Origin of the sequence: Prauserella isguenensis, from assembly GCF_014191605.1 — a bacterium.
Lineage (GTDB): Bacteria > Actinomycetota > Actinomycetes > Mycobacteriales > Pseudonocardiaceae > Prauserella > Prauserella isguenensis.
Window position 1 is genome coordinate 507,070 of the sequence record NZ_JACHWU010000001.1, and the last position, 25,083, is coordinate 532,152.

Consider the following 25,083-nt stretch of genomic DNA (forward strand, 5'->3'; position numbering starts at 1 on the left):
TTGACCGATCGACCGGCCGAGCAGACAACGTACCGAGGCCGGACGACCTGCCGGACGGGTACCCGCCCGGCAACGCATGTCGGCGGCCGACCACCGTTACAACTCGAGGTTCGCGAGCATTCCGAACGTTTCGTCGACGAGGTCCTCGAGCGGTTCTCGATATCCGGTGTCGTGCCAGTACTCGATCAGCGCGATGAGGCCATGCACCATCGAGGACACGAACACCCGCAGGCGTAGCGAGTCGAGGCCGAGGCCGGTGTGGATCGCGAGGATGTCCCGCAGCAGCGCCTCCACCTGGTCGATCTCCGCTCCCAGGGCCTTGCGCACCGACGGTTCCGACAGCATGAGGTGGATCCGCGTCCGCAGCAGCGATTCGTCCGCCGGCAGGTGGTCCTCGAGTTCGCCCAGCACTCGGCGCAGCGCCTCGACGGGACCGTGGTCGTTGAGCAGGCCATCGAAGCGCCGCAGCAGGTCGGGATCGGTCTCGTCGTAGAGGACGAGCTGTTCCTTGGTGCCGAAATAGCGGTACACGGTGCTGGGCGAGACCTCGGCCTCGTCGGCGACCCGCTCGATCGTCACGGACGTGAAGCCGTGCTCGGCGAACAGCCGCAGTGCCGTGTCCTGAATGTGCCGCATCGCCTTGCGCTTCTTGCGCTCACGCAGTCCCGGTTCACGCCGATACCGGTCCCGGAGCGGCTCGACTCCGTCCACCACGCCGCGAGCTTAGCAGTGGCTTTCTTCTGATAGTGACTCCCGCATTTCGGTCTCAATGACCCACAGGGTCGACCACCCACGAGCACCTACGAGGAGGCCGACCTTGCAGGTGCCAAGTGCCCACAGTCGACCTCTCGCAGTCCGGAGCGACCGGCAATTGCTGGACACTGTCGACAGAAAGTCACTTTCAATACGAAGCCACTTGCAGAAGCATCCCCCGAATCCGTACTGTCACTCTCAACTGAAAGTCACTGTCACATGCGAGGAGCTCCGGGGGTAACGGATGCGCGGAACCGGCACGACCACGACCGTCGACGTCGCGGGGCTGATCAAGGAGTTCGGCCGATTCCGCGCTCTGGACGGACTCGACCTGACGGTCGAACCCGGAGAGGTCCACGGCTTCCTCGGCCCCAACGGAGCGGGTAAGTCGACGACGATCCGCGTACTGCTCGGCCTGTTGCGGGCCGACGGCGGCCGCGTCCGCCTGTTCGGGGGCGACCCGTGGCACGACGCCGTCACGCTTCATCGCAGGCTCGCCTACGTCCCCGGCGACGTGCACCTCTGGCCGAGCCTCACCGGCGGCCAAGTCATCGACGTGCTGGCCGCCGCCCGTGGCGGCGTCGACGGGCGAAAGCGCGCCACGCTCCTCGAACGATTCGAACTCGACCCGACCAAGAAGGCACGCACCTACTCGAAAGGGAATCGGCAGAAGGTCGCCCTGGTGGCGGCACTGGCCTCCGACGCCGAACTGCTCGTGCTCGACGAACCGACGTCCGGTCTCGACCCACTGATGGAAGCCGTGTTCCAGGAGTGCGTCACGGAAGTCGCGGCGGAAGGCCGCACCGTACTGCTCTCGAGTCACATCCTCGCCGAGGTCGAAGCACTGTGCGACCGCGTCAGCATCATCCGCGCAGGCCGTACCGTCCAGACCGGCACACTCGACGACCTGCGGCACCTCACGCGCACCACTGTCGACGCCCGCACCCGCACGCCCGCAACCGCGATCCACGACCTGCCCGGCGTGCACAACGCGACCACGGACAACGCGACCACGGACACCTCGGCCCCAGACACCACGTCGCCGGCCGGCCCGGGCATCGCGACTCCTCGGGACACCGGAGGCGCCGGACACCACGTGCGGTTCGACGTCGACGGTGATCACCTCGACCAGGCCATGCGCACCCTCGCCGAATTCGGCATCACCGCGTTGACCAGCTCGCCGCCGTCGCTCGAGGAACTGTTCCTCCGCCACTACGGCTCCCCCAAAGGCGGCTCTCCCAAAGACGACGCACGCAAAAACGGCTCCCCAGAACACGACACCCACGACGGCATCCGCGACCACGACCCGGACGGCGCCGACCCGCACGACCACGACACCGCCACCACCCCCGCCCGGCCCACCGCAGCGCAAGCCCCCCACGGCACCGCCGCGGCGGACCGCTCCTGGGAAGGAACGGCCCGGTGACTCCGCGCACGCTTACCGCGACGGCGCTCCTCACCCGGTTGACGCTGCGCCGTGACCGCGTGCGGCTCGCGATCTGGTTCGCCGCGCTGCTGGCGTTGCCCCTGGCGGCGGTCGCCGCTTTCGAGTCGCTCTATCCGACACAGGCCTCCCTCGACGGCTACGCCCGCGCGGCCGCCAACCCCGCGGCGATCGCGATCGGCGGCCCCGGGCACGGTCTGCACACGCTCGGCGGCGTGATCGTGTTCGAGGTCGGCGGATTCGCCGCGATCGGCATCGCCCTCTGCAACGTCTTCCTCGTGGGCCGCCACACGCGCGCCGAGGAGGAACTCGGCCGTGTCGAGTTGTTGCGGGCGGCGGTCGTCGGACGGCACGCGGCGCTCACGGCGGCACTGCTGGTGGCGGCCGGGTTCAACGCGGCCGTCGGCGGTGCCGTCGCCGTCGCACTGGGCGCGCAGGGGCTCCCGTGGCCGGGCAGCGTGACGTTCGGGGCGGCGCTCGCTGCGATCGGGCTCGCGTTCGCGGCGGTCACGGCGGTGGCCGCGCAGGTGGCCGATCATGCGCGCGGGGCGCAGGCGCGCGCGGGCGCGGTGTTCGGTGCCGCCTACCTCGCGCGGGCTGCGGGCGACCTCGGCGACGGCACGCTGTCGTGGTCCACTCCCGTCGGCTGGGCGCAGGCGACGCGGCCGTTCGCGGACGAGCAGTGGTGGCCGTTACTGCTCGTCGCAGGCCTGGTGGTGGCGTGTGTGATCGGCGCGTTCACGCTGGAGTCGCACCGGGACCTGGGCGAGGGTTTGGCTTCCCGTAAGCCGGGACCGGCGCATGCGAGCACCGGGCTGACGACGAGGCTGGGCCTGGTGTGGCGGCTGCAACGGAGCGGAATCGCGGGCTGGATGGCCGGCGTGCTCGTCGCCGGTGCGGCCATGGGTGCGGCCGCCGACCAGACCGGGGACATGCTCGCCGACAACCCGGATCTGCTGGCGGCGGTCGGCGGTTCGGCCGCCGAGGAGCTGACCGACGTCTTCTTCCGTATGACCGCACTACTGCTCGCGGTGGCGGTCAGCGGATACCTCGTCGCGGCGATGCTGCGCAGCCGTTCCGAGGAGCGGGCCGGACACGTCGAGCCGCTGCTGGCCGGCGCGGTGAGCCGCACCGGGTGGACGTCGGCGCAGCTCGCCGTTCCGGCGGTGGCGAGCGCGGCACTGTTGGCGCTCGGCGGCGCGAGCGCGGGTGCGGTGTACGCCGTCGCCGCGGGGGACGCCGCCCAGTTGCCGCGGATCCTGGGTTCCGGGGTCGCGTACCTACCCGCGGTGTGGCTGTTCGGCGGGCTCGCGGTGGCGCTGTTCGGCGTGGCGCCGCGGTCGACTTCGGTGGCGTGGGGCGCGCTCGCGGTGGCTGCGGTCGCGTCGCTGCTCGGACCCGCGTTCCGGCTGCCCGCGTGGGCGGTCGACCTGTCACCGTTCGAACTGACGCCGCAACTGCCCGGGGGTGAGGCGATGCTGACGGCGCCGGTGGTGATGCTGCTGCTCGCGTCGGCCCTGACCGTCGCGGGAACCGCGGGGTTCGCCCGACGTGACCTCTCCACCACCGCGTGAGGACGCAGGCCCGGGGGGCACTACCGTCGTCGGCCATGCGACGGGTTGTGGTGATCGGCGGTGGGATTCTCGGGCTCGCCGTCGCGCGCGAGCTGACCGAGCGCGGCGACGAGGTGACGCTCCTCGAGAAGGAGGACCGCTGGGCGGCGCACCAGACGGGCAACAATTCGAACGTCGTCCACGCGGGCCTGTACTACAAGCCGGGGTCGCACAAAGCGCGGATGTCGGTGGCGGGCAACCGCTCGATCCTCGCGTTCGCCCGCGAACACGGGATTCCGGCCGAGGTCTGCGGCAAGCTCGTCGTCGCCACACAGCCGTCGGAACGGGCCGCGCTGCATGTCCTCGCCGAGCGGGCGCAGGCCAACGGCGTACCGGCGCGGCTGGTCGGTCCCGTCGAGGCGCGCGAGTACGAACCCGAGGTGTCGTGCGTCGAGGCGCTGCGCGTCGAGACCACCGGGATCATCGACTTCCCGGCCGTCTGCGAGACCCTCGCCCGGCTGTCCACGTCGGCGGGTGCCGACCTGCGGCTCGGCACCCGCGCGGTGGCGATCCGGCCGCGGCAGGGCGGAGGCGTCGACGTCGCCACGGAGACGTCCGCCGGCGACTCCGGGTCCGGGACGCTCCGCGCAGACGTGCTGGTCAACTGTGCGGGTCTGCACGCCGACCGGGTCGCCGAGCTCGCCGGGGTGCGGCCGCGGGCTCGGATCGTGCCGTTCCGCGGCGAGTACTACGAGCTGCGCCCCGAGAAGCGACACCTCGTGCGCGGGCTGATCTACCCGGTGCCCGATCCGTCACTGCCGTTCCTCGGCGTGCACCTGACGCGGATGCTCGACGGCAGTGTCCACGCCGGACCCAACGCGGTACTGGCGCTGCGTCGTGAGGGCTACCGGTGGCGGGACGTCTCGCCGCGCGACGTCGCCGACGTGGCACGGTTCTCGGGATCGTGGCGACTGGCCCGCCGGTTCGCGTTCCCGGTGGGGTGGGACGAGGTTCGGCGCTCGCTGTCCCGCAGGCGGTTCGCCCGGAGCCTGGCGCGGCTCGTGCCCGCCGTCGAGCCCGGCGACATCGTGCACCACGGCGCGGGCGTGCGCGCGCAGGCGGTACTGCCGGACGGCGGCCTCGCCGAGGACTTCCTCATCGACCGCGCGGCGGGGCAGGTACACGTTCTCAACGCGCCGTCCCCGGCCGCCACCAGCGCCCTCGAGATCGCGCGCCACGTCGCCGACAGCACGGAGACCTGAGTCCGCGGCCGCGGGTGCCGATCGGCGAGGTCGGGGCGGGAAAAGTCGTGGGAGAATTTTCCGCGTTGTAACTCACATGCGCCCCGGCGGCCCTACCGTGAATCCGTGTCCGAAGACTTCATGATCCGCCCGGTCGAGCCCGCCCCCACGGGCATCGGCCTCGTGGCCCCGTTCGACTTCGCCCTCGACCGCGAACTGTGGCGATGGCTGCCCGCCCACGTCGACCTGTACACCACGCGCCTGCCGTACCTGTCCGATCCAGTGTCGGTACAGCTCGCCACCGCGCTCAGCGATCCCCGCGGCGTCCGCAACGCCACGCGCGACGTCCTCGCGCCGGAACCGAGTGCGGTCGCGTATTCGTGCAGTTCCGGAAGTTTCGTCGACGGTGCCGCGGGCGAGGCCGCGATCGTCGCCGCGATGCTCGACGCGGGCGCGCCCGCCGCTGTCACGACGTCGGGCGCCATGGTCGCCGCGCTCACCGAGATCGGCGCACAACGCGTCGCACTGGTGACGCCGTACGTCGACGCCGTCACCGACAAGCTCGTCGACTTCCTCGCCGCGTTCGGTATCACCGCGACCGCCCGGTTCGACCTCGGCCTCAGCGGCGGGATCTGGAAGACGTCCTACACCGACGTCCGAAATGCAGTGTCCACTGTCGACATCAATGGAGCGGACGCGCTGTTCATCGCGTGCACCAACGTGCCGACGTACGACCTCGTCGCGCCCCTCGAAGCGCAACTCGAGGTGCCCGTGCTCACCGCGAACCAGGTCACGATGTGGGCCGCGATGCGCGACGCCGGCGTGATCGGCGTCGACGCACCCGGATCGCTATTCGCCGACCGGGGAGAGGACCTCACGGCCGCCTAGGAACGGGCGCATCGCCTCCGGCACCCGGACGGAACCGTCGGCGAGCTGGTGGTTCTCCAGGATCGCCACCAGCCACCGCGTCGTCGCGAGGGTGCCGTTGAGCGTGGCCGCGGTCTGCGGCTTGCCGCCTGCGTCGCGGTAGCGGACGCCGAGTCTGCGCGCCTGGAACGTCGTGCAGTTCGACGTCGACGTCAGCTCGCGGTACGTCTCCTGCGTCGGAATCCACGCCTCGCAGTCGTACTTGCGGGCGGCGCTCGTGCCGAGGTCGCCCGCCGCGGTGTCGATCACGCGGTACGGCACCTCGATCTTGGCGAGCATGTCCTCCTCGAACGCCAGCAGCTTCTCGTGCTCGGCCTCGGCGTCCTCGGGCCTGCAGTAGGCGAACATCTCGATCTTGTCGAACTGGTGCACCCGGAGGATGCCGCGGGTGTCCTTGCCGTACGAACCCGCCTCGCGGCGGAAGCACGTGGACCAGCCCGCGTACCGCTTCGCGCCCGCACGCAGGTCGATGATCTCGTCGGCGTGGTACCCCGCCAGCGGCACCTCGGAGGTGCCGACGAGGTACAGGTCGTCGTCTCCGAGGTTGTACACCTCGTCGGCGTGCGCCCCGAGGAAGCCGGTGCCGCCCATGATCTCCGGGCGCACCAGCACGGGCGGCACCATGAGCTCGAAACCGGTGGCGCCCGCCTGCGCGGCGGCCATGTTCAGCAACGCGAGCTGCAGCTGCGCGCCGACACCGGTCAGGAAGTAGAACCGGGCGCCCGACACCTTCGCGCCCCGCTCCATGTCGATCGCACCGAGGCGCTCACCGAGGTCGAGATGGTCCCGCGGGCTGAAGTCGAACTCGCGCGGCGTGCCGACGTGCTTGAGCACCTCGAAGTCGTCCTCGCCGCCCGCGGGGACGCCGTCGATGATCAGGTTCGGGACCACGCGGTGCAGTTGCTCGAACTCGTCGCTCGCGCGCGACTGCTCGGCCTCGGCCTCCTTGACCTGGGCGGCGAGCTCCTTGCCCTTGGCCAGCAGCGCCTCCCGTTCGTCACCGGAGGCCTTGCCGATCTGCTTACCGAGAGCCTTGTGTTCGCCGCGCAACCGGTCGGCGGCCGCGATCGCGGACCTGCGCCGGCCGTCCAGGGACAGCAGCCGGTCGACGACGCCCTGGTCCTCGCCGCGGGCTCGCTGCGAGGCGCGTACCTGGTCCGGGTCTTCGCGCAGAATCCTGAGGTCGATCACGTCCCTGAGGGTAGACGGCCCGGCCGACGGCACTCCGCCGAGGCACGACCGCGACGACCGATCGCGTCACCTGGCCGGAACAACCCGCCCCCGCAACCCGCGACACAGCTCCCCGAAGCCGCACCACGAGCCCCTGAGGCCGCAACACGGTCCCCGCGATGCGCAACACGGCCCCCTGAAGTCGCAACACGGGCCCCGCGATGCGCAACACGAGTGCAGGGCACGCGGGGCCGGGTTAGAGGGAGCGGACGAAACTCGCGATCTCGACGGCCAACCGGGGTCCGCCGTCCTCCTGGAGGAAGTGGCCCGCGTCGTTGATGACCGGGTGCTCGCGGCCCTCGGCTCCCGGGAGGCGTTCCAGGACGGGCCGCATGCCCGCGGTGATCGGGTCACTGTCGGAGAACGCGACCAGCATCGGGATCGACAGCTTGCCGAGCGCGGCGCGCGCCGCGCGATTGGCCTCCGTCGCCGGGTCGTCCGGCGTGGTCGGCACGAGCGACGGCATGGCCCGCGGCCCCGCCTTGTACATCTCGTTCGGGAACGGCGCGTCGTAGGCGGCCCGCTCCTCCTCGGTCAGCTTCGTGACGCAGCCGGACTGCACGAACCGGCCGATGTCGAGCACCTGCGCCTTCTCGACGGCGTCGTGGAACGACCACCAGACGTCGGGCATGCCCTCGTCGCCCGTCGGCAGTCCCGTGTTGGCGGGCACGACGCCCGCGAACCGCTCGGGATGCTCGGCGACGAGGCGCAGGCCGATCAGCCCGCCCCAGTCCTGGCCGACGAGCGTGACGTCGCGCAGGTCCAGCGCATCGAACGCGAACGCGCGCATCCATTCGACGTGTGCGGCGTAGGTGTGGTCGGCGACGTCGGCCGGCTTGTCCGAACGGCCGAAGCCGACGAGGTCCGGTGCGATCGCGCGGATCCCGGCGTCGGCGAGCACCGGCAGCATCTTCCGGTACAGATACGACCAGCTGGGCTCGCCGTGCAGCAGCAGCACGACCGGACCGTCGGCGGGGCCCGCCTCGACGTATCCGATGCGGACTATGCCGGTCTCCTGGCTGTCGATCTCGGCGTAACGCTCGGGGAAATCGAAGCCGGGGAGATTCTCGAAACGATCGTCTGGAGTCCGCAATAGCCGCACGCCGCCACCGTAGCGCGTCAGAGGCACCTGACAACCCCGCGAAACGATCACGAGACGGTCGCCTCACACCGAGCGCATCCACGGCGCCGCCGACGGCGTGCGGCCGGGCGGAACGACTAGGAGATCGCGACGGCCACCACGAGACCGAGCGCCAGGTGGGCGGCCGCGACGACGAGGCTCGCGGGGGCGAAGCGGTCGCTCTCGATCGTCGAACGGACGTCGATGCGGGTGGCGAACTCGAGCACGCGCACCGCGGCGACCTGCACGACGATGCCGACGAACCCGAACACCAGGGACATGATCAGGCCCTCGGCGAGGTCACCGGTGGAGGCCCAGATCGCGACGACGACGATGAACGCCATCGACAGCAGTCCGGACGAGGTGACGATCACGGCGTTCGGCAGACCGCGGCGCACGAGCTCCGAGAGCTTGCCGGGCGTGGTGAAGTCGATCGCGTAGAAGCCGATGAACATCAGCAGCAGGCCGACGATCGCGTACAGCGCGATGGCGCCGATGCCCCAGGCGATGTCTCCGAAGAAGCCTTCGGACAGTGCGACGTTCACGTGGAACTCTCCCTTGGTCGAGTATCGGAAAGGTCGGCTCCGGCCGGTGCGGCCCTCCCGGCGCTCGGCCCGTCGGAGACGTGCACCCGCCGGAGGCGGTGTCGATCGATGACGGTCACTCGGGGATGCGGTGCGGGACGAACGCGGCGCCGTCGTCGGTGACGAGCCCCGCGGTCTCGCGAATCCCCAGCCCCGCCGCGTTGTCGCCGACGATCCAGGCGCCCAACGCGGGCCGGAAACCGTCGAACTCGGGCAGCGGGTCGAACGCCTGGAAGGTGTAACCCTCGGCGCCGTAGACGCCCGCTGTCTCGGTCTCGTAGCCGGGCGCGACGATCTGCACGTTCGCGCCCTCCCTGCCGAGTTTGGGCTTGCGCACGTACTCGGTGAGCAGGCCCGGCTGGTCGTTGAACGCGGGCAGCAGGTTGGGATGCCCGGGATAGTTCTCCCAGAGGATGCCGAGCAGCGCCTTGTTGGACAGCAGGGTCTTCCACAGCGGTTCGACCCACAGCGTCTGCGGCAACGATTCGGCGGCGTACCGGCCGAACTCCTCCTCGACGATCCATTCCCACGGGTAGTTCTTCACGACCGTGCCCATGGGCGCCTCTTCGAGGTCGACGAACCGCTTCAGCAGCGGATCCCAGCCGATCTCCTCGATGGCGAGCGCGACCGTGTCGAGACCGGCCTCGGCGGCCGTCTCCTGCAGGTAGGTCGTGGTGATGTGATCCTCACCGCTGGTGTCGGCGCTCGACCACGTGAAGTGGACCTCCTTCGACGGCAACAGCCCGCCGATGTGCTGCCAGCGCTCGACGAGCTGTTCGTGCAGCGAGTTCCACTGGTCGGAGTCGGGAAAGACCTCGGTCTTCCAGTGCCACTGCAGGATGGCCGCCTCGAGCAGCGAGCTCGGGGTGTCGGCGTTGTACTCCAGCAGCTTGGCGGGGCCGCGGCCGTCGTAGCGCAGGTCGAACCGGCCGTAGAGGTGCGGGTCCTGCCGCTTCCACGACTCGGCGACATGCGGCCACAGCCATTCGGGCAGCCCGAACTCGCGGTACCGCTCGGTGGTCACCACGTGGTCCACGGCGTCCAGGCACATCGAGTGGAGCAGCTCGACGTCCGCCTCGAGCGCGAGCACCTCGTCCATCGGGATGACGTAGTGCACCGACTCGTCCCAGTAGGGCCGGGCCTTGCCGTCGCCGTAACGCGCCGGGGTACCGAAGACGAGTCCCTGCTGTTCGACGGTCCGCTGCCAGTCGGCGCGGGGTACGGAAGTGGATCGCTGCACCGGGTCAGGCTCCGCTCTTGCCGAAGCTGCCGCCGCTGACGCCGAAACCGCCTCGCTGGACGGTCTTGCCCGACCGCGTGGAGATGTTCGCCCCGTCGGGCTTGGTGTACGACCCGCCCTGCACCTGGGTCCCGGGGGTGCCGCTGCCGCCGTAGTTGTAGCGATACTGCTGGTAGCCGCCGCCCGGCATCGGCAGGAACATGAACCCGCCGCTGGTGTAGCCGCCCTGATTCTCGACGTAGTCCTCGTCGCAGTAGTTGTCGTCGGCGACGACCGTGCCGTCGGATTCGGTGCAGACCGCGGTGACCTCTTCGGGCTTGACGAGGTACCAGCCCGCGACCAGGCCGACCAGGCCCAGCCCGACGCCACTGCCGATGAACAGCTTGCGCCGCGTGTCGGACTTCTGTTCCGCCGCGATCCGCGCCTGCTCGGCCTGGGCCGCCCGTTCCTGCTCGGCGATCGCCGCCTGCCGGCGTGCCCGCTGCTCGGCAAGCGTCGGCTCACGCGGCTCCGTGCTCGACGGGTCCTGGAACCGCATCTGCCCCGGCGGTGGCCCCTGCGACTCCGGGCCGCCCTGCGACCCCCCAGCCGTGTTGTTCTCGTCGCTCATTCTCGAAGGCTCCACATGTCGGCACCTTGTCCTTTAGCGGCCTTTGTCCTTCAGCGGCCCTGTCCCTCTTGCGGCCCTGTCCTCTTGCGGCCCTGTCTCGTGAGCAGCCCTGTCTCGTGAGCAGCCTCGTCGTCACCCGGCGGGCGTTCCCTTGCCCGACGGTGTTCCCCGTCCGAGCCGCCCGCCGCGGTCCCCCACGCAGGCCGTTTCGTCCGCCGGATTCTCGCCGCCCCGAGCCACGGCCCAGGCCGGCCGCCGACTCGGATCGCCCGACCGCCGGACCATCACCCGTCCGAGGTCGGCTCCAACCCTAGCGACCCGCGCGCAACCGTTGTCACGAGCAGGCATCATGGGATGGATGTCCGAAGAGCCCCGCCGGTTCCATCCGGAGAAGCCAGCGCGCACGAAATCGGCGCGCCGCACCCGTGTCCTGGTCGCGGGCGTGTTCGTGGGCGCCATCGCCGCGATGTCGCTCTCGTGGCTGCTGGGCTGGGGTTTCGAGACCGACGAGGAGCGCACCGAGGCGCGAGCGGAGAAGGCCGCGCAGGCCCGCTACGAGGCGTTCAGTTCCCCTGCAGGCACCTGTCTGACCTGGCAGGCCTCCGACGCGGCCGACATCCACGAGGTCGACTGCTCCCAGCCGCACCTGTTCGAGGTCATCGGCACGGTCGACATCTCCGATCAGTACGGGCGCAACGCCAAGGCGCCCGATGCGGCGACGTGGCGCACGCTCACGACCCAGCGCTGCGGCCAGAAGGCCCGCGACTACCTCGACGGGCCGCTGGACCCCGAGGGCAAGCTCAGCCTCGGACTGCTGCAACCCGACGAGCGCCAGTGGAACTCCGGCGACCGGCGGATGCACTGCGGCCTCCAGCGCACCGCGCCGGGCGGGTCCCTGCAGCCCCTCGAGGCGCCCGCCACCGAGATCGACCAGTCGGACGTGTGGGAGAAGGGCACCTGCCTCGGCATCGAGGACAAGTCGCCGGGCGATCCCGTCGACTGCACCGAGCCGCACTCGTACGAGATGGTCGCGGTCGTCGACCTGGGTGAGGAGTTCGAGACGTTCCCGCCTCGCAAGGAGCAGAACGAGTTCCTGGACAAGCGGTGCAACAAGCTCGCCGACGACTACTCCGGCGACGCCGACCTGCGCAAACAGGGCTTGATCACCGCGTGGGACACCCGCACGGAGGAAAGCTGGCAGGCGGGCTCGAAGCTCGTGAACTGCAAGGTCGGAGCGCTCCTCGAGGACAAGAGCGGCCTGGCACCGGTCCGGGGCAGCGTCTCGAAGGACGCCGAGACGAAGCCCCGGCCGTCGCAAGGCGGCGACAACTCGTCGCAGCAGCCGGGCGGGCAGTCCGGGCGCGACGGCGACAAGGGCAACGGCTCCGACGGCTCCGACGGCTCCGGGGACGCCGAGAACGGCTCCGGCGACAGCGGCGGCGCCACGGGTTCCGGGTCCGACTCCGGCGGAGCGGGTGTCGACATCGGCGGTGACGCCGGCGTCGACATCGGCGGCGACGTGAGCGGCGACGGGAACGGGGGCTGACCGCCCATGGCCGTCGACATGCCGCTGGAGCGCTTCGAAGAGCTCGTCGCCTCCGCGCTCGACCAGGTTCCGGAACAGTTCGCGAGCGCGATGGACAACGTCGTCGTGCTCGTCGAGGAACACAACGAGGAAGAACCCGACATCCTCGGGCTGTATCACGGCGTTGCGCTCCCCGACCGCGGTCACGACTACGGCGGCGTCCTGCCCGACCGCATCTCGATCTACCGCGGGCCGATCCTGAGCATCTGCGACACCGAGGACGACGTCGTCGAAGAAGTGCTGGTCACCGTGGTGCACGAGATCGCGCACCACTTCGGCATCGACGACGCCAAACTGCACGAACTCGGCTGGGGCTGATCCACCCGGATCCCTTCGAAAGTCGCCATTCGCTCTGCGGCATTCGCCCGAAAGGGTAGAATTACTGGCGGTTGCCGCCCCGGCACGCTCTGCTCGACAACGATGCCGCACGACTCGACCACGACAGCGACTCCTTCGGCTCCCGCCCGCCGCGGGCTACCCCTGCTGCTGGGCGCCAACCTCGCCGCCAACCTCGGCGACGGTATCGCCAAGGTCGCGTTCCCCCTTCTCGCCGCGACGGTCACGCGCGACCCGGTGTTGATCGCCGGGCTGTCGGCCGCCCAGTTCCTGCCGTGGCTACTGCTCGCGGTGCTGGCGGGCGCGCTGCTGGACCGCATCGACCGGCGCAAGGCGATCGTGCTGGCCAACACCGCGCGGGCGGCGGCGATCGGCGGCATGACCGTGCTGGTGCTGACGGACTCGGCGTCGATATGGCTGATCTACGTCGGCGCGCTCGTCGTGGGCGTGGCGGAGGTCGTGGCCGACAGCGCGGCGAACGTGCTGATCCCGTCGGTGGTGGACAGCAACGGCCTGTCGGGCGCCAACAGCAAGCTGCAGGCCACCGAAATCGTGGGGCAGACGTTCGCGGGCGGGCCGCTGGGCAGTCTCACGTTCGCGGTGTTCGCGGCGTTCCCGTTCCTGCTGACGTCGGCGTCGTTCGCGATCGGTGCCGCACTGCTCCTCGCACTGGCGGGAAGCTTCCGGCCACAGCGGTCCTCGTCCGAGATGCAGGACCGGCCCACAGCAACGCTGCGCTCCGACCTTGCCGACGGCCTGCGCTGGCTGGTCCGCGACCCGATCATGTGGCGGCTCGTCGTCGCGGCGGGCGGACTGGCGCTGACCTCGGAGCTCGCGCAGGCCCAGCTGGTGCTGTACGCGCTCGAGGACCTCTCCCTCACCGAGGCGGCGTTCGGCGTGTTCGGCCTCGTGGGCGGTCTCGGCGGGCTGGCGGGCGCGGCGGTCGCCTCGCGGCTGGTCGACCGGTTCCGCGGCCGCTACGTCCTCGCCTGGTCCATGGCGGCGGCCGGGGCCGCGTTCGTCGCCATGGGTCTCTCGGCGCAGCCCGTCGTCAGTGCCGTGCTGTTCGGGGTGTTCGCGGGCGCCGTCGTCGTAGCCAACGTGCTGCTGGCCACGACGCGCCACCGTCTCGTGCCGGCCGAGCTGCTCGGCAGGGTGCTCGGCGTGTGGCGAACCGTGGTGTGGGGCATGCTGCCCGTCGGCGCCCTGCTCGGCGGCCTGCTGACGACCCTGCTGGGCTCGACGAGCGCGACGTTCGCGTTCTCCGGTGCCTGCCAGATCGCACTCGGCGTCGTCACGATCGCCGCGGTGTTGCTGCTGGACCGCCGAGCCGGCCGGCGGCACAACCCGGCTTGAGTGCCCACGCCTGCGGCGGTCACGGCTGCGGCGGTCGGCTGCGGCGCCCACGGTCGTGGTGCCCGGCACCGACTGCGGCCGGGGCACCACGACCGACGGTGTCCGTCAGCGGCCGGGCTCGACGGTCGCGACGGTGAGCTGCTGTCCGTCCGGGAACTCGGCGCACCCCGTGCCGGGTGCCCGGACGAACATCGAGTTCGTCTCGTGCGGCGGGTACACGCGGAGGCCGCGAACCGGCGTCGGCTTGCACTCGGCAGGATCGTAGTTGCGGACCTGCACGAAACCGACGTCGGCGTGCGCGGTGCGGCCCGGCTGGATCGTGACCGGGTCACCCTTCCCACCGGTGCGGTACGCGGCGGTGCCGACCTGATGACCGTCATCGCCCGCGACGTACGAGACTCCGGGAAAACCGTGGATCACACACGGTGAGTCGGACACGTTGGTGAAGCGCAGCGGGCGGTAGTGCGTGCCCGCGGTGCCCTGCCCGTGGCCGAGCGACAGTTCGAGGTCGGCGGCGAGGCAGGTATCGGCGGACCCGCCCCGCTCGTTGGACGGCACGGCCTGTTTCGGCGCGTCCTGCCGGGGCGAGCCGTCACCCGAGCCGTCACCGCCCGAGCCACCGCGCGCGCCGTCGTCGGCCGTGCCTTCGTCGGCTGTGGTGGAAGAGTCTCCGGAGCCGTTCGCGGCGGGTGCGGCCGACGGCGCCTGCTGCGCCTCTCCGGACGAGTCGGACGTTCCCGGCGAGCCACCGCAACCGGCGAGAACGAGGCCCAGAATCGCCACCCCCGCGACGAGCGACTTTTGCGAAGCGGTTTCACGCATCTTGTTCATCACGCGCCTCCCTTGCCGGAATCTCGGCTACCCGGAAGACGTTTCACACACGCTTCGGTTGCGCGGAACTTTCCCGCCAACGGTCAAGGTGAGATAACAATTAACGACCGTCGGACGAATGGCCGGAAGTCGTTCGCGGCCACTTCCCCGCAACCTTCCGACGAACCGCGCGCGATGTGTTCAGCAGCGCTTTCCCAAACCGCGACCGCGCCGGTTTCACCCGTTCGATACCGCGCCTTCGCGTCAGGGACACGGCAAGGAAGCGCCCGTCAACACCGCGGCGAACCGCCCGGACCGCCCACGACCCGGCCGCGGAAATCAATTCCCGACGGCGATACCGGCCCATTCGGAACAACGCCAGCCGCCGCTCGCGTCGGCGTCCAGGCGGACGACCGCGGTGTTGGGCAGCAGACCGTTGTCGGCGATGTCGGAGGTCACATTCCCCGCCAGCCATTCGGCGCCGAACCGGATGGCGCCACCGTGACTCACCACGACGACGGCCTCGTCCCTGCCGTAGTGCCTGCTGTGCAGTCCGCTGATCGCCGCGACGTACCGTTTCCGCACGTCGTCGCCGGTCTCGCCGCCGGGCAACGGCACGTCCAGCCGTCCGTCGAGCCACTGCCGGACGACCTTGCCGTACAGCTCGAGGGCCTCCTGGTCGCCGCGGCCCTCAAGGTCGCCGACGCTGACCTCGTGCACCCCCGGAAGCGGCGTCACGGCGCGCGACAGGGCGTCCGCCAGCGGCCGGGCCGTCTGCTGGGCACGCGTGGCGTGCGACGCGTACACCGCCGCGATCGGCTCCTCACCCAGCCGTGTCGCCAAGTCGTGGGCCTGCTGCCTGCCCAGGTCGGTCAGCGGCGGCCCCGGTAACGCGGTGTCGAGGATCTTGCGGACGTTCGCTTCACTCTGGGCGTGCCGCACCAAGTACAGCCTCACGCGAGTTCTCCCTTCCTGACGGCCTCCACCCAGGCGTCGGCCGCGGCGAAGTCGTCGTTACCCGCGCCTGCTTCGAGCGTGGCGGCCACCCCGTCGGCACGCGGATGCGAACCGAGGAACCGCACCTCGGTGGAACGCCTGCGCAGCGCGGCGAGGGCATCGGCGATGCGTGGCTCGGCGACGTGGCCTTCGAAGTCGAAGAAGAACCGGTACGTGCCGTAGTCGCCCTTGACCGGCCTGGCGTCGAGGCGCGTGAGGTTGATACCGCGCATGGCGAGCTCGGCGAGCAGGCCTGCGAGCGAACCGGTGCGGTTGGCCGCGGCCACGACGATCGACGTCCGGTCGGAGCCCGTCGGCTCGGGCAGTGGCCCCGGCCTGCGCAGCAACAGGAAGCGGGTGCGCGCGTCCGCGAGGTCGGCGACGTCCGTGGCCAGCACGCGCAGCGGGTAGTGCTCCGCGGCGACCGGCGCGACGACCGCGGCGTCGTACTGGCCTTCGAGCACGCCCACCGCGGCTCCGGCCGTCGACGACGCGACCCGCTGCTCGGCGCCGGGCAGGTGCTCGCCCAGCCATCCGCGGACCTGCGCGAGCGCGTGCGGGTGACTGGCGACGGTGCGCGGCGGATCGGGCGCATCGGCGCGGGTCAGGACGCTGAACCGGATCGGCAGCAGCGCCTCGGCGACCCCCACGAGCGGGTCGCCGTCGACGGCGCTGTCGAGTGTCGCCGTGACGGGGCCCTCGACGGAATTCTCGACGGGCACACACGCGCCCTCGGCCGCGCCGCTGCGAACGGCGTCGAAAGCTGCTGGGATTGTCTCCACCGGAAACAGCTGATCACCGCCGGCGAGATTCCGCGCCGCCTGCTCGGTGAAAGTGCCTTCCGGACCGAAGAACGCTATGCGTACCACAACCGGCAAGGTTACCGATCGCGAAAATGTTCACTCCCACAGCCCGTTACACAACTCGCGAGTATTTGCGATCCTGGACGGGTGACCGCCGAATCAGGCACCCATATAACGTGGAATGGTGTGGCTGACGTGACCGGTGCAGACCGCCGACCGGCCGCACCGGAGGTCGTGCTGTGCGCAGTCGACGAACCGCTGGCCCGTGCGTGGGAGTCGGTGGTGGGCAAGGTGTCCGGCCCGGTGAGCGTCCACCACGGCTCGGTGCTGGACGTCGGCGCGGACGCCGTCGTCAGCCCCGCCAACTCGTACGGCTGGATGCGCGGGGGCATCGACGCGATGTACACCAAGGCGTTTCCCGGCATCGAACAGCGCGTGCGGAGCGCGGTGCTGGCCTATCACGGTGGGGAGCTGCCCGTGGGCGAAGCGCTCGCCGTCCCGACCGGCGAACCGATGCCCATGTGGCTGATCAGCGCACCCACCATGCGCGAACCCGGTGAGCAGCTGCCACCGGACACCGTGCACCCCTATCTCGCGGCGAAAGCCGTGTTCACACTGTGGGCCGAGGGCGCGGCCGACACCACCGAAGGCGCCGACGGAGGCGAGACCGTGGCCGCGGCCGGCGGCGGAGCGGTGCCGTTGCGCGATGTGGTCACCACGATCGCGCTGCCCGGGCTCGGCACCGGCGTCGGCGGGGTCGCCCCGGCGACGTGCGCCCACCAGGTCGCCGCCGCGTGGGACGAGGTGTTCGGCTGACGGCCTGCGTACGGACTCCGCGGTTCTCGCCGAGCCCACGTTCGGGCCCGTCTATCCGCTCCGTGTCCGGCGTGACCTGCGGTGGGTTCCGCGCTTCTCCCCGCGTGACGGCACTCCCCCGCGACTCGGGAACGATTGACATGCAAGTATGCACTTGCCTAGTGTCGACGGTGTGGCCGACGTCTTCAAGGCACTCGCCGATCCGACCCGCAGGACCATCCTGGACGAACTGACCGAACGCACCGGCCAGACGTTGTTCGAACTCTGCGGCCGGCTCTCGACGAAACACGGGCTCGCCTCGTCCAGGCAGGCGATCTCGCAACACCTCGACGTCCTCGAAGCCGCAGGATTGGTCGAGACCCGGCGTGAAGGCCGGTACAAGTTCCACTACCTCGACACCACACCGCTCGAACAGATCGCGGTGCGTTGGCTCGACCGGACCGCGGCGCCGCAGTCCGGCGCATCGACCACGAACGGCGACACCACGAACGTCGACACCACGACCGGGGAATGACCGGCCACCCGCCACACCGACCCGACACCGAAACGGAGCCGACCATGCGGATCGACCTGACGAGCGTCTTCGTCGACGACCAGGAGAAAGCCCGCCGCTTCTACACCGACGTCCTGGGCTTTCGCACCAAGCACGACGTGGACATGGGAGGCGGCGCCCGCTGGTTGACCGTCGTGTCGCCGGAGAACCCGAAAGGCACGGAACTGCTCCTGGAGCCGTCCGGCCACCCCGCGGTGCAGCCCTACCGGGACGCACTGCGCGCCGACGGCATCCCGCTCGCCCAGTTCGCGGTCGACGACGTGCACGCCGAGTACGCGCGGCTGATCGCACTCGGCGTGGAGTTCACCCAGCCGCCCGTCGAGATGGGCCCGGTGACGACCGCCGTGCTCGACGACACGTGCGGCAACCTCATCCAGATCGCCACCGCGGCGCCGGAGCCGGCGTAGGGCGCCATCAGCCCGGCGTGACCCGCGCCCGGCACGCCACCCTCGGGCACGTTCCGTAACCGCACGTGCCACTCCTGCCCCGGTTCGTATTCACGGAGTCCGGCAGTGCGACCACGACGTCGGCACCAGCATTCGCCGAAGCACGGGTGCACAACGTCACAGTCCGTTTTCGGCCGCTACGGCTTACCGTAAGAACTGCGTTACGAAAGTCGCGGGAACGCCGGCCCATCGACGGGCGAGGAGTGAGCGAATGCCACGGGTCCGTGAGCTGAGCCCCTATGTTGAATTGCAGCGTGACCAGTGGCGGGAGCTCCGGCGCTCCACGCCGCTTCCGCTGACGGCGGACGAGCTGGTCAAACTCAGAGGCCTCGGTGAGCAGATCGACCTCACCGAGGTGGCCGAGGTGTATCTGCCGCTGTCGCGGCTGATCAACCTGCAGGTCGCGGCCCGGCAGCGGCTCTACGAAGCCACCACGACGTTCCTCGGCGAGGACACCCGGCCCTCGAAGGTCCCCTTCGTCATCGGTGTCGCGGGCAGCGTCGCGGTCGGTAAGTCGACCACCGCACGGATCCTGCGCACGCTGCTGGCCCGCTGGCCCGACCACCCGCGCGTCGACCTCGTCACCACGGACGGATTCCTGTACCCGCGCGACGAGCTGATGCGCCGCGGGATCATGCACCGCAAGGGATTCCCCGAGAGCTACGACCGGCGGGCGCTGCTGCGGTTCGTCACCGACGTCAAGTCCGGCGCCTCCGAGGTGCACGCGCCCGTCTACTCGCACCGCGCCTACGACATCCTGCCCGGTGAACAGCAGACGGTGCAGAGCCCGGACATCCTCATCATCGAGGGGCTGAACGTGCTGCAGCCCGGGCCGAGCCTCACGGTGTCCGACCTGTTCGACTTCTCGCTGTACGTCGACGCCCACACCGCCGACATCGAACGCTGGTACATCGAGCGGTTCCTCGAACTGCGCCACACCGCGTTCGCCGACCCGAGCTCGCACTTCCACCACTTCGCGGGCCTGTCCGATGAGGACGCCCGGTTCGAGGCGCAGCACCTGTGGAAGACGATCAACGAGCCGAACCTGGTGGAGAACATCCGGCCCACCCGGCCCCGCGCGACGCTCGTCATGCGCAAGGACAGCGACCACTCGATCAACCGGGTTCGCCTGCGCAAGCTCTGAGACGCCCGGCCCCGGCGCCGCACCCGCGGTGACGCCGCGTGACGAGGTCGGAGTGGGCGGCCGGGCCCGACGTCGCCACGGGCGGTGACGGGTCGCGTCACCGGCCGCCCGCTGGCCGGTGACGGCGTCACACCGGCGGCCGGGCCCGTGTCGGATCCGGAGCGCCGAGGGTCGTCGGCGCTCCTCCGAAGGTCGCATCCGCGCCGCGGTTTCCGTCATTCCCGCAGCGGAACGGCCCACGCCCGGCTAACGTGGCCGTTCTGTTCACTCACACGCCACCCAGGGGTTCCGGTGATCGCGGAGCGCGACGTTTTCTCGTGCTTTCGGTCGATCGGAAGGCGCGGGGTTTAGCCGGTTGGCCGATGGCTGAGGTCCAGTCCAGGCCCGACCCTGGTGAACGGAAAACGAACGCCCACGAGGGGGAAGGGACGGTAGCCATGCTGGCGACCATCGTGACGTGGATCGGTGCGATTCTCGGGATCGTCGTACTGCTTGCGATGGCGTGCGGCGCCTTCGTGCTCGACATCGACGAGTCCCGCCGCGCCCAGAAGACCGCGCCCTGATCGAGCCGTTCGGCAGCACCGGGTCCGCCGCTCTCCGTGTCGGCTGTGCCTCCGGTGTCGACACCGGTGCCGCCGCCTACTTCCGCACCGGTTCCGCTGCCGGCCTCGCCGTCTGCTTCGGCGTCTGCTTCGGCACGGCGATGCGGGCGGCGCGGATCTCGTCCAGCAGTCGGGTCTTGCGGCGGTGCCGCTCGACCAGGCCGGCGAGGTAGTCGGTGAACTCGTTGGGTATTCCGGCGTCGCGATGCAAGGTCCGCAGCCGCCGTAGCGCGGCCGCGGCCCGCGCGTAGTTCGCCGCGGGGTTGCGGGAGTCCCTCCCGTCGATGAGGGAGTCGATGTGCCTGCGGTACAGGTCGATGACCACGCCTGCGGGATCGGCCTGCGACGCGCCGTGGTCCGGACCAGGATCGCCGTCGTCGTCGACGTTGCGGGCGGAACCGTGGCCGCCGAGCAGATTCCGCGTGAGGGTCCACGCGTCGTCGTCGCGGCCCGCGGCGAGGAGGTCACCGATCCGCGAGGGATCGCTGCCCCGGACCCGCGCCGCGTGGGCGAGCGCGTCGGAGTGTCTGCCCACTGCTCGCAGCACCCGCACGATCTTCAGGCTGACCTCGATGTTCGGGAGGCGCTTCTCCCAGGCCGCGACCAGTCCGCCGACCTCGCCGGTCAGTTCCGCCAGTTCTTGTCCCAGCCGCTCGACGACCGGCTCCGGGCACTCCACTGTGGATGCAGCAAGACGCTCATCCACAGTGGACCGAATTCGCGCCAGACCATGCCGGCCGAGCGCTTCGGCGAAATCGTGTAGCGACACCCGACGGGCCGGCTCACCGAACGACATGGCCAGGAACCAGTCGGCGAGTTCGCCGGGGTCGGGCGGGTGCGCCGCGCACGCACGGGCGTAGAGCGCGATCGCCCGGTCGAGCGGGGCCTGGTCCGGGCAGGCCTCGTCGATCGTGGACGAACCCGTGATCCGGTCGACGGCGAGGCGCGCCAGCCGAGCGACATCGGCCGTCGTACCCGCGTCCAACATCCGCTCAAGGGTGTCGAGTACCGCGGTCACCTGCGCAGGTTCACCGGGTCGACGCATCGAATCATGGTGCCACGACCGCCGGGTCGGTGGTAGCTCTCGGTGCCGGCACCCCGGAATCGCCCACGGCACGCACCTCCGGACCGGCCGCCCGCACCCGGCCGAGCGGCGTCCCCGCGGCGGCGTCCGCGAGCGATGCGGCGTCGGCCAGCAGATACAGGGTGCCGCGAGCACGGCTGGTCGCGGAGGCGAACGCGCGGGTGCGCGCATGCCAGTCGTCCGAGACGAGGTCGACGAGGACGGTGTCGAACTCCTCGCCGTGCATCGTGCGGGCGGTGCCGATGGCCAGGTCGTAACGGCGTCCCGCCGCCTCCAGCCACCGTGCCGCCGCCGTCCGATGTGGAGCGATGACGGCCGAGCCGAGCGGCAGCGAGGTGAGCACGCCCGAGTGCCGCACCGATTCGCCCGCCGTGTCGAGGACCACGACGTGGCCGTCCCGCCGCCCGGCCCCGCCCGTGCCCGCACCGTCGACGTCGGCGGCGCGGTCGAGCGACACCCGGCGAGACGCCGTCAGCACGTAGCACCCGGCGTGAGTGCGGGCGTCGTCGGCGGTGCGGATGCCGCAGTGCGAGAACACCGTCGCCCCGCACCAGCGCCGCACCGCGGCGTCGTCGCGCAGCTCCGGGCCGAGCCAGGGCTGCGGCGAGTCGGGGTCGCCCGCGACGACGGCCGTGTGCCGGGCCAATCCCACCGCGGCGAGCACCTCGGACAACGGCCTGCTGCCCGCGTCGTCGATCAGCACGACGTCGAACCGGGCGTTCGCCTCACCGTGGGGCACCGTGTCGCAGCGGTGCACCGGGCCGTCGGTGGCCACGCAGGCGCCGTCACCGAGCCACCAGAGTCGCTCCTCGAGCTGGCCGCGGCGGGCCGCCTGCTCGGACGAGGAACGCATCAGGTCGTCGTACTCGGTCTGCATGTCCGGCAGACCACGATGGACGCACTCGGCGTGGAACCGCATGTCCTGCTCGGACGGTTTCGTGGACCGCAGCTGGGCGATCTTCGCGTGCAGCTTCTGGACGCGGGTGTAGGCCTCCGATTCGTCACGAGCGGCCTCGTCGAGGCTGCGGTGGGCGTCCGACAGGGCGCTGTCCAGTGCTGATGCCCGCTCGGGCGAGATCGCTTCCTCGCGGCACGCCCCGATGTGCTGGTGCAGCGAGTCGCGTTCGCGTTCCGTGCGATACAGCGCCTTGCGGTCGCGGTTCTTGCCCCGGTACGGGCGCCGTTCGACGCGCAGGTGCAACCGGGCCAGCTCGGCGTCGACGTCGGCGAGCCGGGCGGTGAGCGCACGCACCTCGGTCAGTTTGCGCCTGCCGTCGGCGGCGTTCTCCCAGGCCGCGCGGGCGCGGCGCAGCGCCTGCCTGGCCTGCGCGAGGTCGGCGGCCGCGACGTCGTAGTCGCGTTGCGCCGTGGTGAGCTGTCCTTCCAGGTCGTCGGCGCGGAGCTGGTCGTCGATGCGGCGCCGCACCGCGTCGTAGGCGGTCCGGTCGAAACCCCGCAACTGCTCCCGCAACTCCGGAAGCCTGGTTTCGGCCGCGGAGAGATCGGCGAGCTGCTGCTGCACGGTCAGCCGCGCCGGGTCGGGCATACACGAGAGAGCCTGTTCCGTGCGGCTCAGCAACAGGACGCTGTGCCCCTGCCGCGAGAGTTCGTCGGCCGCCTCGGTCAGCAGGGTCGTTTTGCCGCTTCCCGGGCCGCCGTGGATGAGCCGGACGCCCGGCAGGAAGCACGCCCGTGCCGGGTCGCCGTGGGCACGGTCGGGTTTGCCCGCGGCGAGCCGGTCCGCGAGAGGTGCGAACCCGAGTTCCCGCAGGGTGGTCGCACGGTGATCGGTGACGGCGATCCGCGCCCAGGCGCGGTCGCATTCGGCGGGCAGCGGGCCGGGGTCGTCCAGCCACAGCACGCCGTGGCGCAGGCGCACGCCAACGGGGACGGCCGCACCCTCCCGCGGGCCGTCGGGCCCGGCGATGCGGACGTCGAGCAGCCTGCCGACACGCCTGCCACGCAGGTCCACGACAGGGCCGTCGTCGGAATCGCGCAGCGGTCCGAGCTCGTGCCACTCGTCCTCGGCCTGCGGCTGCGCTCCCCCGTTGTGGGCGGTCTCCGTGCCGACCGCCTCGGCAGCCTCGTGCCGCCAGTTCGCCATCTCATCCCCCTTCACACCTCTCGTCATCCAACCGGTTCGACGGGTCACCCCGGGGGAATGTCCTTCGAGGGTGTGAGATCGCCGTGTCGAACGTCCCCGATCGTGGCGCGGCGGTAACGGCGGGCGCCGTCGACGCGACATCGTGTGGTTGAGCGTCGATCGGCGCCGCGATCACGACCACGGGGTCCGCGGGCGCTCCTGGAGCACGCCGTCGACACGGACGTCGACGCGTTCGTCGGCGAAGCAGATCAGCCCCGCGATGCGTTGACTCTCGGGCAGCGGGCTGGGATACGACCAGGCGATGTCGGTGTGATCGCCGACGGACCAGTACTCGGCCGCGCCCTTGTACGGGCAGTGCGTGACGGTGTCGGTGCGGACCAGCCGGTCGAGGCGGACGTGCGGTTTCGGCAGGTAGTACCGCGTCGGCAGACCGGTTTCGAACAGCAGCCACGGCGACGAGGACTCGGCGACCGGTTCGCCGCCGATGTCGACGCGCACGTGCCGGGAACTCGGCAGGATGTCGACGCGCTTGTGCGGATCGCGGGCGTGAGTGTGGATCTCCTCGTCCTCCTCGAACCAGCGGTCCATCGCGGGCCAGTCCAGTCGGACGTGGCCGCCCAGCGGGCCGCCGGGGTATTCGACGGCGGCGTCGACCGCCTCGCGATCGGCCACCCGCACGGTCGACAGCTCACCGTCGCCGAGGTGCGAGGCACGCGTCCGTCCACTCGGGACGAGCACGTCACCGCGGACGTCCTCCTTCGGCAGGTAGTACGTCGGGTAGTACGGGTTCTCCCACACCAGTAGCGGGCGGGTCGTGTCGGCGACGACGACGCCCGCGAACAGGACCCTCACCCGCTTCGCGGACTGCTCGGTGCGCGGTTCCTCGACGGCCATGGTCGTGACGGTACGCCCGATGCGAGGGGTTTCAGCCTGTCGAACCGGCTCCACCCCTCCGCTCATCGGGTGACGCGGGCAGGCGCTCGTGCCGGACGGCGCCGCGGGCGACGACGTAACCTCGGGGTATGGCCATCCAGGTGCTCCTCGTCGACGATCACGAGGTCGTGCGGCGAGGCCTGCGCGATCTACTCGGCGACGAACCCGACATCACGGTCGTCGCCGAGGCGAGCAGTGCCGACGAGGCGCTGGCGGTCGCCATGCACGTCGAACCGGACGTGGCAGTCGTCGACATGCGGCTCGGCGGTTCGGAGAGCGACGGGGTCGAGCTGTGCAGGCGGCTGCGAGCGCTGAGCAGTCCGCCGTACTGTCTCGTGCTCACCGCATTCGAACACGAGGAGGCCATGGTCGGCGCCATCCGCGCGGGAGCGTCGGGGTACCTGTTGAAGCAGGTCCGCGGGCAGGATGTCGTCCACGCGGTGCGCGAGGTCGGCGCGGGGCGGTCGCTGCTCGACCCGGTCACCACCGCCCGGCTGCTCGACGCGATGCGCGGCGACGTCGAGGCCGATCGCCTGGCCGGGCTGTCCGAACGCGAACGCAGCGTCCTCGACCTCATCGGCCAGGGCCTGTCGAACCGCGAGATCGCGCAGCACCTGTTCCTGGCCGAGAAGACCGTGAAGAACTACGTCACGTCACTGCTCGGCAAACTCGGTATGCAACGCCGCACCCAGGCCGCCGCCTGGGTCGCCCGCCACACCGCGAACCCCGACCGCACCCCCTGACCCGCGTGTTCTGCACGGCTCACGTCGCGGCCGTGCCCGGCCGCCGTAGCTCACCACTCTCGACCTGGCC

24 protein-coding genes and 1 pseudogene are annotated in these 25,083 nt (G+C 70.8%); 13 read left to right on the plus strand and 12 right to left on the minus strand.

Annotated features, from left to right (window positions below; translation table 11 throughout):
- Positions 1-96 precede the first annotated feature (96 nt).
- A complete protein-coding gene (locus FHS23_RS02360) occupies positions 97-714 on the minus strand; it encodes a TetR family transcriptional regulator (protein WP_183647034.1) in 618 nt (205 codons plus the stop codon).
- 283 nt (positions 715-997) lie between these two features.
- Here FHS23_RS02360 and FHS23_RS02365 point away from each other — a divergent pair.
- From FHS23_RS02365 to FHS23_RS02380, 4 genes and pseudogenes are all read left to right on the plus strand, one after another.
- Positions 998-1,990 (plus strand): annotated as a pseudogene (locus FHS23_RS02365) (ABC transporter ATP-binding protein); the annotation flags it as partial.
- 185 nt (positions 1,991-2,175) lie between these two features.
- Positions 2,176-3,771, plus strand: coding sequence for an ABC transporter permease (locus FHS23_RS02370; protein ID WP_183647040.1), 1,596 nt, complete (start codon positions 2,176-2,178; stop codon positions 3,769-3,771).
- Between the two features lie 35 nt (positions 3,772-3,806).
- Positions 3,807-5,012, plus strand: a complete 1,206-nt coding sequence (gene lhgO, locus FHS23_RS02375) for an L-2-hydroxyglutarate oxidase (RefSeq protein ID WP_183647043.1) — start codon at positions 3,807-3,809, stop codon at positions 5,010-5,012.
- 120 nt (positions 5,013-5,132) lie between these two features.
- Positions 5,133-5,879, plus strand: a complete 747-nt coding sequence (locus FHS23_RS02380; protein ID WP_183650646.1) for a maleate cis-trans isomerase family protein — start codon at positions 5,133-5,135, stop codon at positions 5,877-5,879.
- Here FHS23_RS02380 and serS read toward each other — a convergent pair.
- From serS to FHS23_RS02405, 5 genes are all read right to left on the minus strand, one after another.
- The gene (serS, locus tag FHS23_RS02385; protein ID WP_183647046.1) at positions 5,841-7,109 is read right to left on the minus strand and encodes a serine--tRNA ligase; all 1,269 of its coding nucleotides are present in this window, start codon (positions 7,107-7,109) and stop codon (positions 5,841-5,843) included. The genes FHS23_RS02380 and serS overlap by 39 nt on opposite strands.
- Before the next feature lie 235 nt (positions 7,110-7,344).
- The gene (locus tag FHS23_RS02390) at positions 7,345-8,250 is read right to left on the minus strand and encodes a haloalkane dehalogenase (protein ID WP_183650649.1); all 906 of its coding nucleotides are present in this window, start codon (positions 8,248-8,250) and stop codon (positions 7,345-7,347) included.
- Between the two features lie 116 nt (positions 8,251-8,366).
- Complete coding sequence (locus FHS23_RS02395; RefSeq protein WP_183647049.1) at positions 8,367-8,813, minus strand: DUF350 domain-containing protein; 447 nt, start codon at positions 8,811-8,813, stop codon at positions 8,367-8,369.
- A 115-nt stretch (positions 8,814-8,928) separates the two neighbouring features.
- The gene (locus tag FHS23_RS02400) at positions 8,929-10,092 is read right to left on the minus strand and encodes a glutathionylspermidine synthase family protein (protein ID WP_183647052.1); all 1,164 of its coding nucleotides are present in this window, start codon (positions 10,090-10,092) and stop codon (positions 8,929-8,931) included.
- A gap of 4 nt (positions 10,093-10,096) precedes the next feature.
- Positions 10,097-10,702 (minus strand): hypothetical protein, encoded by a 606-nt coding sequence (locus tag FHS23_RS02405; RefSeq protein WP_246381274.1) that lies wholly within the window; start codon positions 10,700-10,702, stop codon positions 10,097-10,099.
- A 358-nt stretch (positions 10,703-11,060) separates the two neighbouring features.
- On the opposite strand from FHS23_RS02405, the gene FHS23_RS02410 reads away from it, so the two are divergent.
- The 3 genes from FHS23_RS02410 (at position 11,061) to FHS23_RS02420 (ending at position 13,979) form a co-directional block, all read left to right on the plus strand.
- A complete protein-coding gene (locus FHS23_RS02410; protein WP_183647054.1) occupies positions 11,061-12,248 on the plus strand; it encodes a septum formation family protein in 1,188 nt (395 codons plus the stop codon).
- A 6-nt stretch (positions 12,249-12,254) separates the two neighbouring features.
- Positions 12,255-12,605 (plus strand): metallopeptidase family protein, encoded by a 351-nt coding sequence (locus FHS23_RS02415; protein ID WP_183647057.1) that lies wholly within the window; start codon positions 12,255-12,257, stop codon positions 12,603-12,605.
- 102 nt (positions 12,606-12,707) lie between these two features.
- On the plus strand, positions 12,708-13,979 hold the full coding sequence (locus FHS23_RS02420) for an MFS transporter (protein WP_183647060.1): 1,272 nt from the start codon (positions 12,708-12,710) through the stop codon (positions 13,977-13,979).
- 105 nt (positions 13,980-14,084) lie between these two features.
- On the opposite strand, the gene FHS23_RS02425 is transcribed toward FHS23_RS02420, so the two are convergent.
- The 3 genes from FHS23_RS02425 to pheA all read right to left on the minus strand — a co-directional run bounded on the left by FHS23_RS02425 (position 14,085) and on the right by pheA (position 16,654).
- Positions 14,085-14,810, minus strand: a complete 726-nt coding sequence (locus FHS23_RS02425; protein WP_246381276.1) for a DUF4232 domain-containing protein — start codon at positions 14,808-14,810, stop codon at positions 14,085-14,087.
- Between the two features lie 318 nt (positions 14,811-15,128).
- Positions 15,129-15,746: a histidine phosphatase family protein gene (locus FHS23_RS02430; protein ID WP_183647063.1), complete on the minus strand. Its 618-nt coding sequence runs from the start codon at positions 15,744-15,746 to the stop codon at positions 15,129-15,131.
- Positions 15,743-16,654 carry a prephenate dehydratase gene (gene pheA / locus FHS23_RS02435; RefSeq protein WP_183647066.1) on the minus strand — a complete coding sequence of 304 codons (912 nt, stop codon included), beginning with the start codon at positions 16,652-16,654 and terminating at the stop codon, positions 15,743-15,745. The genes FHS23_RS02430 and pheA overlap by 4 nt, the downstream gene beginning before the upstream one ends.
- 81 nt (positions 16,655-16,735) lie before the next feature.
- Between pheA and FHS23_RS02440 the strand changes: the two genes are divergently transcribed.
- From FHS23_RS02440 to FHS23_RS23490, 5 genes are all read left to right on the plus strand, one after another.
- A complete protein-coding gene (locus FHS23_RS02440; protein WP_183647069.1) occupies positions 16,736-17,404 on the plus strand; it encodes a macro domain-containing protein in 669 nt (222 codons plus the stop codon).
- Positions 17,405-17,552: 148 nt separating this feature from the next.
- Positions 17,553-17,918 carry an ArsR/SmtB family transcription factor gene (locus FHS23_RS02445; protein ID WP_183647072.1) on the plus strand — a complete coding sequence of 122 codons (366 nt, stop codon included), beginning with the start codon at positions 17,553-17,555 and terminating at the stop codon, positions 17,916-17,918.
- Positions 17,919-17,962: 44 nt separating this feature from the next.
- A complete protein-coding gene (locus FHS23_RS02450; RefSeq protein ID WP_183647075.1) occupies positions 17,963-18,364 on the plus strand; it encodes a VOC family protein in 402 nt (133 codons plus the stop codon).
- A gap of 250 nt (positions 18,365-18,614) precedes the next feature.
- Positions 18,615-19,547 carry a type I pantothenate kinase gene (gene coaA / locus FHS23_RS02455; RefSeq protein WP_183647078.1) on the plus strand — a complete coding sequence of 311 codons (933 nt, stop codon included), beginning with the start codon at positions 18,615-18,617 and terminating at the stop codon, positions 19,545-19,547.
- A 437-nt stretch (positions 19,548-19,984) separates the two neighbouring features.
- Positions 19,985-20,110, plus strand: coding sequence for a hypothetical protein (locus FHS23_RS23490; RefSeq protein WP_281372337.1), 126 nt, complete (start codon positions 19,985-19,987; stop codon positions 20,108-20,110).
- Between the two features lie 76 nt (positions 20,111-20,186).
- Here the strand turns inward: FHS23_RS23490 and FHS23_RS02460 are convergent, their stop codons facing one another.
- The 3 genes from FHS23_RS02460 to FHS23_RS02470 form a co-directional block, all read right to left on the minus strand.
- Entirely contained in the window at positions 20,187-21,167 is a 981-nt protein-coding gene (locus FHS23_RS02460; protein ID WP_183647081.1) for a hypothetical protein, read from the minus strand.
- A 31-nt stretch (positions 21,168-21,198) separates the two neighbouring features.
- Positions 21,199-23,337 carry a hypothetical protein gene (locus FHS23_RS02465; RefSeq protein ID WP_183647084.1) on the minus strand — a complete coding sequence of 713 codons (2,139 nt, stop codon included), beginning with the start codon at positions 23,335-23,337 and terminating at the stop codon, positions 21,199-21,201.
- Between the two features lie 171 nt (positions 23,338-23,508).
- Positions 23,509-24,231: a DUF427 domain-containing protein gene (locus FHS23_RS02470; RefSeq protein WP_183647087.1), complete on the minus strand. Its 723-nt coding sequence runs from the start codon at positions 24,229-24,231 to the stop codon at positions 23,509-23,511.
- Between the two features lie 128 nt (positions 24,232-24,359).
- Here FHS23_RS02470 and FHS23_RS02475 point away from each other — a divergent pair, with 128 nt between their 5' ends.
- Positions 24,360-25,013: a response regulator gene (locus FHS23_RS02475; RefSeq protein WP_183647090.1), complete on the plus strand. Its 654-nt coding sequence runs from the start codon at positions 24,360-24,362 to the stop codon at positions 25,011-25,013.
- Positions 25,014-25,083: the final 70 nt, after the last annotated feature.

Bases quoted from the DNA above. Each gene is read 5' to 3' on its own strand.
- coaA (WP_183647078.1), top strand. From the start codon at position 18,615: ATGCCACGGGTCCGTGAGCTGAGCCCCTATGTTGAATTGCAGCGTGAC.
- FHS23_RS02470 (WP_183647087.1), bottom strand. From the start codon at position 24,231: ATGGCCGTCGAGGAACCGCGCACCGAGCAGTCCGCGAAGCGGGTGAGG.
- FHS23_RS02450 (WP_183647075.1), top strand. From the start codon at position 17,963: ATGCGGATCGACCTGACGAGCGTCTTCGTCGACGACCAGGAGAAAGCC.
- FHS23_RS02410 (WP_183647054.1), top strand. From the start codon at position 11,061: ATGTCCGAAGAGCCCCGCCGGTTCCATCCGGAGAAGCCAGCGCGCACG.
- FHS23_RS02415 (WP_183647057.1), top strand. From the start codon at position 12,255: ATGGCCGTCGACATGCCGCTGGAGCGCTTCGAAGAGCTCGTCGCCTCC.
- lhgO (WP_183647043.1), top strand. From the start codon at position 3,807: ATGCGACGGGTTGTGGTGATCGGCGGTGGGATTCTCGGGCTCGCCGTC.
- FHS23_RS02380 (WP_183650646.1), top strand. From the start codon at position 5,133: ATGATCCGCCCGGTCGAGCCCGCCCCCACGGGCATCGGCCTCGTGGCC.
- FHS23_RS02465 (WP_183647084.1), bottom strand. From the start codon at position 23,337: ATGGCGAACTGGCGGCACGAGGCTGCCGAGGCGGTCGGCACGGAGACC.
- FHS23_RS02420 (WP_183647060.1), top strand. From the start codon at position 12,708: ATGCCGCACGACTCGACCACGACAGCGACTCCTTCGGCTCCCGCCCGC.
- FHS23_RS02475 (WP_183647090.1), top strand. From the start codon at position 24,360: ATGGCCATCCAGGTGCTCCTCGTCGACGATCACGAGGTCGTGCGGCGA.
- FHS23_RS23490 (WP_281372337.1), top strand. From the start codon at position 19,985: ATGCTGGCGACCATCGTGACGTGGATCGGTGCGATTCTCGGGATCGTC.
- FHS23_RS02405 (WP_246381274.1), bottom strand. From the start codon at position 10,702: ATGAGCGACGAGAACAACACGGCTGGGGGGTCGCAGGGCGGCCCGGAG.
- FHS23_RS02425 (WP_246381276.1), bottom strand. From the start codon at position 14,810: ATGAACAAGATGCGTGAAACCGCTTCGCAAAAGTCGCTCGTCGCGGGG.
- FHS23_RS02445 (WP_183647072.1), top strand. From the start codon at position 17,553: ATGCACTTGCCTAGTGTCGACGGTGTGGCCGACGTCTTCAAGGCACTC.